Genomic DNA, 10,914 nt, shown 5'->3' on the forward strand with positions numbered 1-10,914 from the left:
CCTCCACAGGCGGTCCCGGCATCTCGGCCATCCACAAATTGCACAGCGGCGCCCCATCGTGCGTGTTTGTTCGCCACGCTGGGAAGTGGAGGTAGCAATGAATGCAAAGGATGAACTGGGACGCGCGGGCGAACGGCTGGCAGCGGACTACCTGGAGGACACGGGGCTGCGCGTCATTGACAGCAACTGGCGCTGTCCGTCAGGGGAGATCGACCTGGTGGCCCTGGATGGCACCGAGCTTGTCATCGTGGAGGTCAAGACCCGGCGGTCATTGCGGTTCGGCGACCCGCTGGAGGCCCTGACGGCAGCCAAGGTGCGGCGGCTGCGCACCTTGGCCGTCAGCTGGGCACGCGAACACCGGCACGTGATCGGGTCCCTGCGCATCGACGCCGTCGGGATCGTCATGGACGGCCGCGGTACGCCACGCATCGACCACCTCAAGGATGTGGAGTAGGTGGGCATGGGGCGGGCCCTCGCCGTGGCCCTGGTCGGATTGAACGGTCATGTCGTGGAGGTCGAGGCGGACATTGGCCAAACGCTGCCAGCCTTTGTCCTGCTCGGCCTGCCCGACGCCTCACTCAACGAGGCCCGGGAAAGGATCCGTTCGGCGGCACAAAATACCGGCATTCCGCTCTCCCGGCGCAAAATTACGGTAAACCTGATCCCGGCGTCGCTGCCCAAAAAGGGTTCCGGCTTCGACTTGGCCATCGTCATGGCCGCCCTGGATGCGGCCGGGGACGTGCGCCGGACAGGCGGCACCGTGTTCCTGGCCGAACTGGGCCTGGACGGGAGGCTGCGGCCCGTCCGCGGCGTCCTGCCGGCCGTGCTCGCGGCCCACAGGGCCGGCTGCAGGGAATTTGTCGTGGCGGAGGCGAACCTTGCCGAGGCGCGCCTGGTGGCCGGCGCCAAAGTGCGCGGGTACGCCTCCCTGGCCCAGGTCGCAGCGGATTTCGACGCCGATCCCCAGCACCTGGTGTTTGTGCAGGAAAACGTGGCCCCCGCGCTCGACGGCGGGGAAGCCCAGGAGGGCGGCCCGGACCTGCGGGCCGCCGTGGACCTGTCCGAGGTGGCCGGCCAGTCCGAAGCCCGGATGGCCCTGGAAATCGCGGCCGCGGGCGGCCACCACCTGATGATGGTCGGCCCGCCGGGATCCGGAAAGACCATGCTGGCCGAACGCCTCCCCGGGCTGCTTCCCGAGCTCGACGACAGGGAAGCCATCGAAGTGACAGCCATCCACTCCCTCGACAGCGGCGGCTCGGGCATAGCTGCGCTGGTCAGGCGCCCGCCGTATGAGCGGCCGCACCATTCGGCCAGCATGGCGGCCATCATTGGCGGCGGCAGCGGCATTCCCCGGCCCGGCGCGGCGTCACGGGCCCACCAGGGCATCCTGTTCCTTGACGAAGCACCCGAATTCGACAAACGGGTCCTGGACGCGCTGAGGCAGCCGCTGGAGAGCGGGGAGCTGGTGCTGCACCGTTCCGCCGGCACGGCGGCCTACCCGGCACGCTTTCAGCTGGTCCTGGCCGCGAACCCCTGCCCGTGCGGGAAGGCGACGGGCAAGGGCATCGCCTGTGAGTGCACGGCCATGGCCCGCCGCCGCTACTTTGGCAGGCTTTCCGGCCCGCTGCTGGACCGGGTCGACATCCAGCTGCAGGTGCACCGAGTCCAGCTGTCCCAGCTGTCCGACGACGCGCCACGGGAGTCCACGGCCCAAGTGGCCGCCCGGGTGGCCGCCGCCCGGGAGGTGCAGCGGGAAAGGCTCCGTCCATTTGGACTCCTCCACAACGCCGAGCTCACCGGAAGGATCCTGCGCGGTCCTCTGCGCTTGGCATCCAAGGACACCCAGTTCCTGGACCGGGCCATGGGGGCGGGCACCCTGACCGCGCGCGGCTACGACCGTGTCCTGCGCCTGGCCTGGACTGTGGCGGATCTGTCCGGGCGCACACAACCAAACGCTGACGACGTCGGCCTGGCGCTGACCCTGAGACAACGAGGAGAAGGATTGTGAACCATGAAAAGGAGCCTGCAACCGCCGTGGCCGGCGGCGTGCGGCTGGCACGGGCGGCGCTGACGCGGCTCATGGAGCCATCCGATCTTGCCGGAATGGCGTTGATCGCCGCGGCCGGCCCGGAGGAGGCGCTTGCGTTCATCCGCGCCGGGGTGTCCTCCAGCCCCGTGCTGGAGGTGGAGATGACGTCACTGCTGTCGGAAGCGGGGACGGCACGCTGGCCGGGCCTGGCGGACGCCCTGGGCCGGTGGCGCCCCCGGCTGCCCAGCCTGGCCCCCGAACGGGACATGGGCGTGATGGAGCGGCTCGGCGGAGGCCTGCTGATCCCCGAGGATCCGCAATGGCCCCCGGCCTTGGACGACCTCCAGCTCAACGCACCCATTGCCTTGTGGATGCGCGGGCAGCTGCCCCGCATCCCGGAGCAACGCCGGTGCATTGCCCTCGTCGGCTCGCGGGACAGCACAAGTTACGGCGCCAATGTCACGGGCGAGCTAGCCTCCTCCCTGGTGCAGCGCGGCTTTACCGTTGTCAGCGGCGGTGCCTACGGGATTGACGCCAACGCCCACCGGGGTGCACTGGCCGCCGCAGCAGGGGGTGGCGCGTCGCCCTCCACCCTGGCGGTCATGGCGGGCGGCCTGGACAGGTTCTATCCACCGGGCAATGAGGGGCTGCTGCGGGCCATTGCTGAACAAGGTGCCCTGGTGGCCGAGGTTCCGCCGGGCACGAATCCCACCAGATACAGGTTCCTGCAGCGCAACAGGCTCATCGCCGCACTTTGCGAGGTGACAGTGGTGGTGGAGGCCCGCTGGCGGTCCGGAGCCCTCAACACTGCCCACCACGCCGAAGGGCTCAGCCGCAGCGTCGGTGCCGTCCCGGGATCGGTGTATTCGGCCAATTCGGCCGGCTGCCACCGGCTCCTGCGGGAAGGGGCTGCCGTCTGCGTGACGGATGCCGCCGAGATAGCCGAGCTGGCGGGATCGGCGGGGAACAACCTGGCACAAGAACCGGATGCCGCAACTGCCCTGCATGACGGCCTGGGGGTGGAGGACCTGCTTCTCCTGGATGCCCTGCCCTTGCGTTCGGCAACGTCCGCCGAGAAGCTCAGTGTCGTGGCCGGATTGGGGATGGCCACTGTGCTGGCCGGTCTCGGCCGGCTGGAACTCATGGGCCTTGCCCGGCGCGCCACCAACGGCTGGCAGCGCGGTGCCGTCTGAACAGCAGCCGGGAAGGGGTTGTTAGTGTATTGCGCATGGACATCAGCATTGTGCAGGCGGACATCACCACCCTGGACGTGGACGCAATCGTCAATGCGGCCAATTCCAGCCTGCTGGGCGGCGGCGGCGTGGACGGGGCCATCCACGCGGCGGCCGGTCCGCAGCTGCTGGCCGAATGCCGGGAACTGCGCAGGACCCGGTATCCGGACGGCCTGCCGGCGGGGGAGGCCGCCGCCACCGGGGCAGGGCGGCTGCGGGCCAAATGGGTCATCCACACTGTAGGGCCGAACAGGTTCGCCGGGGAGGTGGACCGTGACGTGCTGGCCCGGTGCTTTGCCAATTCTGCCTTGCTCGCCGGCCGGCTCGGCGCACGGACAGTGGCGTTTCCGGCCGTTGGCGGGGGCGTATATGGCTGGTCGCCCCAGGAAGTGGGCCAGGCAGCGCGGGACGGATTGGACGATGCCAGGCGGCAGGGCGTCCGGTACTCCCTGCAACTGCCCCCGGCCGTTATTCTGGTGGCGTTTTCGAGCCGGCTGGAGCAGGCGTTCCGGGAAGCATTTGACTGATCGACTGTTTTCTTGGGGGTGTTTCCTTGAAGTCGGCGGGGCAGCTTGCCCAGCCGGAACTATCAGCGGACAGTGGTGGTGTGGACCTAGAAGAACGCGCCCAGTTGCCGTCCGGGCTCTCCCATGCCGCGGACGGCTTTGCGCGGTACCTGTCCGCTGAAAGGGGCCGGTCGGAACACACTGTCCGGGCGTACCGGGGCGACATTGACGCCCTGATGCTTCACGCCGTCGCCGAGGGAGTCACGTCGCTGGACCAGCTGGACCTTGCCTTGTTGCGCCGGTGGCTCGGCGACCAGAGCGCCGCTGGATTGTCACGCTCCACGCTGGCCCGGCGGGCGGCCACTGTCCGCAGCTTCACGGCGTGGGCCGTCCGTGAGGAACTGCTTGAGCTGGATCCGGCCCTGCGCCTCAAGGCGCCCAAGCGTGACCATGCCCTGCCTGCCGTGCTGCAGCAGCAGCAAATAGGCCGGCTCATGGAGGGTCTGGAAACATCCGCCGCCGACGGGGAGCCCGCCGCCCTCCGCGACTTCGCCATGGTCGAACTGCTCTACGCCACGGGTGTCAGGGTGGGGGAGCTGGCGGGCGCAGACGTGGACGATCTGTCCGCCGAGCGCCGCATGCTGCGGGTGCTCGGCAAGGGCAGCAAGGAGCGGGTGGTGCCCTATGGCGTCCCTGCGGCCCGGGCCGTGGGTGCCTGGCTGGCTTCGGGCCGCCCGGCCCTGGCCACGGACGCCAGCGGCCCGGCCCTCTTCCTGGGCGCGCGCGGAGGCCGGATTGACCAGCGCACTGTGCGCCGCGTCGTCGAACAGGCGCTGGGCCGCCTGGGCGACACCTCCGCAAGCGGGCCGCACACTCTGCGGCACTCAGCCGCCACGCACCTGCTCGACGGCGGCGCCGACCTGCGCGCCGTCCAGGAAATTCTCGGCCACAGTTCCCTCGCCACCACCCAGCTGTACACCCATGTCTCCGTGGACAGGCTCCGCGACGGCTACAAACAGGCCCACCCGAGGGCCTGACTCCCTTCGGCCGCTGGCTGCGGCGCTGCGGTGGCGCAACCGGGCAGGCTGGGGCACAATGGGAGGGAGTCGACGCCCCGCGCGGGAAATCACGCGGTGCGGCGGTCGTTTGTTATACACTTCGTCACAGACAACAGGGGAGGGCTGCAGCAGCTCCGCGCAACACAGGGTTTCATCCGTTAGAAGGTCGTTGGGGAAGACGCACCTACTGCAATGGAGGATGGAATGACTGTCAATTTGACGCGCGGTGTCTTGTTCGTGCACTCGGCTCCGGCTGTCATGTGCCCGCACATTGAGTCGTCCATCGCCGGCGTGATGGACCAGCGCACGGGATTGCAGTGGACTGCTCAGCCCGCTGCGCCCAATGTGTTGCGCACGGAGTACGTGTGGCACGGCCCCGCCGGCACTGGCGCGCGCCTTGCGTCCGCCCTGCGCGGCTGGGCCAATGTCCGCTACGAGGTCACCGAGGAGCCCAGCGCGGGAGTGGACGGATCCCGCTGGTCGCACACCCCGGAACTGGGCATCTTCCATGCCGTCACCGACGTCCACGGCAACATCATGGTCTCCGAAGACCGCATCCGCTACGCCTACGAGGCCGGCAAGGGCGTGCCCTCCGCCGTCTACCAGGAACTATCGCTGGCCCTTGGTGAAGCCTGGGACGAGGAACTCGAGCCGTTCCGCCACGCGGCGGCAGGAGCCCCCGTGCGCTGGCTCCACCACGTCGGCTGACCCCACCTCCACGGGGACCCCGCCCCGCGACCCCCGCACCGCGGCCCCCGCCCCACCGGGGCGTGGTTATCTCCAATCTCAACGCAGAAGCGGCGCCCACCTCAAGAGGTGGGCGCCGCCGTCGTGCTTGTCCGGAACAGGTCGGCTAGGCCATCTCGACCTTCGCGCCGGTGCTGCGAATGGCCACCACGGCGTTGTGGCCGCCGAAGCCGAAGGAGTTGTTCAGGGCCATGACCTGGGCCTCCGGCAGCTCGCGCGGGGTGCCCGTGACAATGTCCAGCGGGATCTCAGGGTCCTGGTTTTCCAGGTTGATCGTGACTGGGGCAAGGCGGTGGTAGACGGCCAGGACCGTCAGCACCGATTCAACGGCGCCCGAGGCACCCAGCAGGTGTCCCGTCTGTGACTTGGTGGCTGAGACGCATACATTGTCCACATGGTCGCCCAGGGCGGCACGCAGGGCCGTGTACTCCGGGCGGTCGCCCACAGGGGTGGAGGTGGCGTGCGCGTTGACGTGCACCACGTCCTCCGCCTGGGCGCGGGCGTCAAACAGGGCTGCCTTCAGGGCGCGGGTGGCGCCGAGGCCCTCGGGGTCGGGGGCCGTGATGTGGTAGGCGTCAGCCGTCACCGAGGTTCCGGCCAGCTCGCCATAAATGCGGGCGCCGCGGGCCAGGGCGTGCTCCTCGGCCTCGAGCACCAGGGCGCCGGCACCTTCACCCATGACAAAGCCGTCACGGTCAATGTCGTAGGGGCGCGAGGCGTGCTCGGGGTCGTCGTTGCGCTTGGACAGGGCCTGCATGGCGGCAAAGGCGGCCATTGGCAGCGGGTGGATGGCAGCCTCTGCGCCGCCGGCCATGACCACGTCGGCCTTGCCGGAACGGATCAGTTCCAGCCCGATGTGCAGGGCCTCGGTGCCGGACGCGCAGGCGGAAACGGGGGTGTGGGCGCCGGCGCGGGCGCCCAGGTCCAGGCTGACGGCGGCGGCGGGGCCGTTCGGCATCAGCATGGGCACCGTCATCGGCAGCACGCGGCGGGGGCCCTTTTCGCGCAGGGTGTCCCAGGCGTCCAGGAGCGTCCACACGCCGCCGATGCCGGTGGCAAAGGCCACGGCCAGGCGGTCGTGGTCGATCTCCTCCAGACCGGAATCCTTCCAGGCCTCACGGGCGGCCACCACGGCGAACTGCGTGGAGGGGTCCATGCGCTTGGCTTCGACGCGGCTCAGGGTTTCGGAGGCGGGGTTCGTGACACGGGCCGCAAAGCGTACGGGGAGCTGGTATTTTTCCACCCACTCGTCGTCAAGTGTGTGGGCGCCGGAAACACCCTTGAGGGCGTTCCGCCACATCGTCGGAACGTCCCCGCCGATAGGCGTGGTTGCTCCAAGTCCAGTGATGACTACTTTGCGGGCCATGGTTCAACTCTCTAAAAAGAAAAGGTTCAGGACAACAGTGTGATGCCGTGAATGGCCGGACCAAACGTGGAACCGGCCATTCACTTTTGCCCTGTGTCGCACTAGCGGAAAAGGGCTCTGCAGTTCGGGATTAAGCCTGCGCGCCGGCAATGAAGCTGACGGCGTCGCCAACGGTCTTGAGGTTCTTGACTTCCTCATCGGGGATCTTGACGTCGAACTTTTCCTCGGCGTTGACCACAATGGTCATCATGGAGATGGAGTCGATGTCCAGGTCATCGGTGAAGGACTTGTCCAGCTCGACAGCTTCGGGGGCCAGGCCGGTCTCCTCGTTGACGATTTCGGCCAAACCAGCCAGGATTTCTTCGTTGCTAGCCATTGACGGCTCCTTATGTTGTGTTTTTACGTAAAAAATCGGGAATTGGGTCATTGCCGGGCAGCGCCCCGCACCTGCTGGTCCGGGAGCCTGGCTGGCGCTAGGGCAGGCGAACTACTTGCGCGCCAAACACCAAGCCGGCACCAAAGCCGATCTGAAGCGAGAGTTTACCGGAAAGCTCCGGGTTCTCCGCCAACAGCCGGTGTGTTGCCAGGGGGATGGACGCCGCGGAGGTGTTTCCGGCGTCGGCAATGTCGCGGGCAATAATGACGTGTTCCGGAAGCTTGAGCTGCTTGGCGAGCTCGTCGATAATGCGCATGTTTGCCTGGTGCGGCACAAACGCGCCCAGGTCCGCGGCGGTGATGCCGGCAACGTCCAAGGCCTTTTTGGCCATCTTGGCCATCTCCCACACGGCCCAGCGGAACACGGTCTGGCCGTCCTGGCGCAGAGTGGGCCACAGAGTGGCGTGGGCTTCGTCAGCGGCAGCCAGCGCCACGTCGTCGCCCTTCATGGCCTGTTCGCTGAAGTCGCGCACATCCATGAGGGAGTGCGTCATGCCGATGGCATCCCACTTGCTGCCGTCGGAGCCCCACACTGCGGGGCTGATGCCGGGTTCGTCGGATGGGCCGATCACCACGGCGCCGGCGCCATCGCCGAGCAGGAAGGAGATGGTGCGCTCATGGTTGTCGATGACGTCGGAGAGCTTCTCGGCGCCGATTACCAGGACGTATTCCGCCGTGCCGGAGCGCACCAGCGCGTCACCTTGGGCAATCCCATAGCAGTAGCCGGCGCAGGCGGCGGAAATGTCGAAGGCCGGGGCGGGGTTTGCGCCGATCTGCTCGGCAATCAAGGCAGCGGCCGACGGCGTCGCGTAGGGGTGGGAAACGGTGGAGACAATGACGGCGCCAATTTGCGAGGGCTCAATGCCGGCGTTTTTGATGGCCTCGTTGCCGGCGCCGACAGCCATGTCCACCACGGACACGTCGCGGGGCGCGCGGTGGCGGGTGATGATGCCGGTGCGCTGGCGGATCCATTCGTCGGAGGAGTCAATCCACTGGCAGACGTCTTCGTTGGTGACGATGAGGCTGGGGCGGTAGGCGCCGATTCCGACAATGCGTGAGCCATTGCGGAGGGTGCTTTGATTCAGCGTGGGCGTGCTCACTCGGTTCCTTCTTTCCGCTGGGCGTGCGCGGCCAGCAGTTGCTTTGCGGATTCCAAATCGGCGGGGGTTTTCACGGCAACGGTGGCAACACCGCTCATGCCGCGCTTGGCCAGGCCCGTCAGGGTGCCGGCCGGCGTCAATTCGATCAAGCCGGTCACGCCCATGGCGGACATGGTCTCCATGCACAGGTCCCAGCGCACGGGCCGCGACACCTGGGCGATCAGCGACTGCAGGGCCGCTTCCCCGGAACGGACCTCGGCGCCGTCGTAGTTGGAGAGCAGCGGCACCGCGGGTGCATGGGTGGCCAGGGACGGCGCCAGGGCCTCCAGTGCGGAGACGGCGGGTGCCATGTGGTGGGTGTGGAAGGCGCCGGCCACTTGGAGGGGGATGACGCGGGCCTTGGCAGGCGGGGCCGCGACGAGTGCCGCGATCTGCTCCAGCGTGCCGGCGGCCACTGTCTGGCCCTTGGAGTTCATGTTGGCCGGGGCCAGCCCGGCGGCGGCAATGGCGGCCAGGACTTCTTCCGGGTCCCCACCCACGACGGCGGCCATGCCGGTGGGGGTGACGGCGGCGGCGTCGGCCATCTTGTTGGCGCGTTCGCGCACAAAGGCCATGGCATCGGCGTTGGAAAGGGTTCCCGTGAGCGCGGCGGCCGTGATTTCGCCAACGGAGTGCCCGGCAACCACCACGTCCAGGGCAGCCAGCGGGGCATCCAGCAGTGCCTCGGCGGCGAGCAGCCCGGCCGCGACGATCAGGGGCTGGGCGACGGCGGTGTCCTTGATGGTCTCCGCGTCCGAGGTGGTCCCGTGGGCCAGCAGGTCAATGCCGGCGGCCTCACTGAGGGCAGCCAGCCGGGCCTCGGTGCCGGGGCGTTCAAGCCAGGGCGAAAGGAATCCGGGAGTTTGGGAACCCTGTCCAGGGCAGACTATTGCAAGCACAGTAACCAGCTTTCCAAACTTAGGGGCAGGGGCATGGTGTTTTCGCACACCAAGCTCATGGGGATGATTTGTAGGAAGTCTACAATACGGTCCGTTGCTTCGGGCTGCGGGAGCGCAGTTTGCCGGTTCAGCTTCGCGGGGCCGTGCGGTCTGGAGGGCGGTCCGCGGACTGGCGGGCGGGAGCGGCCAGCCGGCCCACCACGAGGGCGGTTTGGAGGACGAAAGCCTCCCGGGGAATGAGCGGGTCCCAGCCGGTGACGTCGCAGACCCTGCGCAGGCGGTAGCGCACGGTGTTGGAATGGACGAAAAGGTCGCGGGCGGCCGCCTCGAGGGAATGCCCCAGCTGCAGGTAGCTGTTCAGCGTGTCCACCAGCCCGTTGGACGCAGCCACCAGAGGCCGGTAAATGTGGGTGAGCAGGGCCCTGCGGGCGGACTCGTCCCCGCCAATGACCCGCTCGGGCCACAGGTCGTCCGCCGACACAGGCCGCGGCGCCGCCGACCAGCCACGTGCCACCGCCATGCCGGCAAAGGCCGCCTTGGCCGATGCCGTGGCATCCGCCAGGGTCTGGGCCAGCGGGCCGTACACCACGGGTCCGGGCGCAAACAGTTCGCCGAGGCGCAGGTAGGCAGTTTCCGGGTCGGCCACCTCGCCCAGGACCAGGATGAGCCGGTCGCCCTGGATGCCCACCATCACGTCCGAGGCGAAACGTCCGGCGGCCCGGCGCAGGGTGGCCAGGAACGTGGCATCGGCTTCGGCAGGTGCCGGGCCCACCATGATGGTGAAGCGGCTGTGTGATGTCCAGCCCAAGGCTGAAATGCGGGACTGCAGGGCATCGGTGTTTTCCCCGCGCAGGATCCCGTCCACGGCGAGGGCCTCAAGCCTGGTGTCCCAGGCCCCGCGGTTTTCCGCGGCCCGGGCATAGACGTCGGCGGCGGCAAAGGCCACTTCGCGGGAGTACCGCAGCACGGCTTCGCGCAGGTCCACCTGGTCGTTGGCGCTGGCCAGCTCAGGCACCCGATCCTCCACCACCTGGACCACCGTCCGGATGAGCTGCAGGGCGCGCTGGAGGCTGATGGACCGCGTCAGTTCGGTGGGTGCCGTGCCAAAAACATCGGAGAGCACCCAGCTGGGGGAAGACGGGTGCTCGTACCAGGACACAAATGCGGAAATGCCATTTTGGGCCACGAGCCCCAGGGACGACCGTTCATCGGCGCTCAACCGCCTGTACCACGGCAGGGTGCCCTCAAGCTCCCGCAACATCAGGGTGGACAGCGGCCCAATGTTGGCCCGGAGACGGTTCAGGGTCTCGGAGGTCTTCGCCACGGCCGGAGCCGCTGCCGGGGATGTTGCCGCACGTTGGGTCTTGGGTGCCATTCCTTGAGGATATGTCCTTTGCCCCCCGTAATGGTTAATTGTGTGGATTCAACAAGGCGCGCCCCGCCGCACTGGCCGGAGCCGGGGTGCGGAACGGGGCGCGCGTGGAGTTGTTTCCATCCCCCCGA

Annotated in this window: 11 protein-coding genes; 6 read left to right on the forward strand and 5 right to left on the reverse strand. The window is 68.2% G+C overall.

The genetic code is table 11. From position 1 onward, the window contains the following. The first annotated feature begins 97 nt into the window (after positions 1 to 97). The 6 genes from G6N77_RS06300 to G6N77_RS06325 all read left to right on the forward strand — a co-directional run bounded on the left by G6N77_RS06300 (position 98) and on the right by G6N77_RS06325 (position 5,533). The gene (locus tag G6N77_RS06300) at positions 98 to 454 is read left to right on the forward strand and encodes a YraN family protein (protein WP_165181168.1); all 357 of its coding nucleotides are present in this window, start codon (positions 98 to 100) and stop codon (positions 452 to 454) included. Next, positions 455 to 2,008 carry a YifB family Mg chelatase-like AAA ATPase gene (locus G6N77_RS06305; protein ID WP_165181169.1) on the forward strand — a complete coding sequence of 518 codons (1,554 nt, stop codon included), beginning with the start codon at positions 455 to 457 and terminating at the stop codon, positions 2,006 to 2,008. A 71-nt stretch (positions 2,009 to 2,079) separates the two neighbouring features. After that, positions 2,080 to 3,222, forward strand: a complete 1,143-nt coding sequence (dprA, locus tag G6N77_RS06310; protein ID WP_165181192.1) for a DNA-processing protein DprA — start codon at positions 2,080 to 2,082, stop codon at positions 3,220 to 3,222. A 35-nt stretch (positions 3,223 to 3,257) separates the two neighbouring features. Beyond that, the gene (locus G6N77_RS06315; RefSeq protein WP_165181170.1) at positions 3,258 to 3,788 is read left to right on the forward strand and encodes a macro domain-containing protein; all 531 of its coding nucleotides are present in this window, start codon (positions 3,258 to 3,260) and stop codon (positions 3,786 to 3,788) included. Positions 3,789 to 3,868: 80 nt separating this feature from the next. After that, on the forward strand, positions 3,869 to 4,804 hold the full coding sequence (locus G6N77_RS06320; RefSeq protein WP_165181171.1) for a tyrosine recombinase XerC: 936 nt from the start codon (positions 3,869 to 3,871) through the stop codon (positions 4,802 to 4,804). A gap of 225 nt (positions 4,805 to 5,029) precedes the next feature. Beyond that, positions 5,030 to 5,533, forward strand: coding sequence for a DUF3145 domain-containing protein (locus G6N77_RS06325; RefSeq protein WP_165181172.1), 504 nt, complete (start codon positions 5,030 to 5,032; stop codon positions 5,531 to 5,533). A gap of 145 nt (positions 5,534 to 5,678) precedes the next feature. On the opposite strand, the gene fabF is transcribed toward G6N77_RS06325, so the two are convergent. From fabF to G6N77_RS06350, 5 genes are all read right to left on the reverse strand, one after another. Next, positions 5,679 to 6,938: a beta-ketoacyl-ACP synthase II gene (fabF, locus tag G6N77_RS06330; protein WP_165181173.1), complete on the reverse strand. Its 1,260-nt coding sequence runs from the start codon at positions 6,936 to 6,938 to the stop codon at positions 5,679 to 5,681. Positions 6,939 to 7,068: 130 nt separating this feature from the next. Continuing rightward, the gene (locus G6N77_RS06335) at positions 7,069 to 7,314 is read right to left on the reverse strand and encodes an acyl carrier protein (protein ID WP_038462997.1); all 246 of its coding nucleotides are present in this window, start codon (positions 7,312 to 7,314) and stop codon (positions 7,069 to 7,071) included. A gap of 97 nt (positions 7,315 to 7,411) precedes the next feature. Further along, complete coding sequence (locus G6N77_RS06340) at positions 7,412 to 8,473, reverse strand: beta-ketoacyl-ACP synthase III (protein WP_165181174.1); 1,062 nt, start codon at positions 8,471 to 8,473, stop codon at positions 7,412 to 7,414. Then, positions 8,470 to 9,411, reverse strand: coding sequence for an ACP S-malonyltransferase (locus tag G6N77_RS06345; RefSeq protein WP_165181175.1), 942 nt, complete (start codon positions 9,409 to 9,411; stop codon positions 8,470 to 8,472). Before G6N77_RS06345 ends, G6N77_RS06340 begins: the two co-directional genes overlap by 4 nt. Before the next feature lie 127 nt (positions 9,412 to 9,538). Beyond that, positions 9,539 to 10,786: a PucR family transcriptional regulator gene (locus tag G6N77_RS06350; RefSeq protein WP_165181176.1), complete on the reverse strand. Its 1,248-nt coding sequence runs from the start codon at positions 10,784 to 10,786 to the stop codon at positions 9,539 to 9,541. Between the last annotated feature and the right edge of the window lie 128 nt (positions 10,787 to 10,914).

It is taken from the genome of Arthrobacter silviterrae, assembly GCF_011045165.1.
GTDB lineage: Bacteria > Actinomycetota > Actinomycetes > Actinomycetales > Micrococcaceae > Specibacter > Specibacter silviterrae.

Excerpts from the sequence above, each read along its gene's own strand:
- fabF (WP_165181173.1), bottom strand. The coding sequence starts at position 6,938 with ATGGCCCGCAAAGTAGTCATCACTGGACTTGGAGCAACCACGCCTATC.
- G6N77_RS06335 (WP_038462997.1), bottom strand. The coding sequence starts at position 7,314 with ATGGCTAGCAACGAAGAAATCCTGGCTGGTTTGGCCGAAATCGTCAAC.
- G6N77_RS06350 (WP_165181176.1), bottom strand. The coding sequence starts at position 10,786 with ATGGCACCCAAGACCCAACGTGCGGCAACATCCCCGGCAGCGGCTCCG.
- dprA (WP_165181192.1), top strand. The coding sequence starts at position 2,080 with ATGGAGCCATCCGATCTTGCCGGAATGGCGTTGATCGCCGCGGCCGGC.
- G6N77_RS06300 (WP_165181168.1), top strand. The coding sequence starts at position 98 with ATGAATGCAAAGGATGAACTGGGACGCGCGGGCGAACGGCTGGCAGCG.
- G6N77_RS06315 (WP_165181170.1), top strand. The coding sequence starts at position 3,258 with ATGGACATCAGCATTGTGCAGGCGGACATCACCACCCTGGACGTGGAC.
- G6N77_RS06325 (WP_165181172.1), top strand. The coding sequence starts at position 5,030 with ATGACTGTCAATTTGACGCGCGGTGTCTTGTTCGTGCACTCGGCTCCG.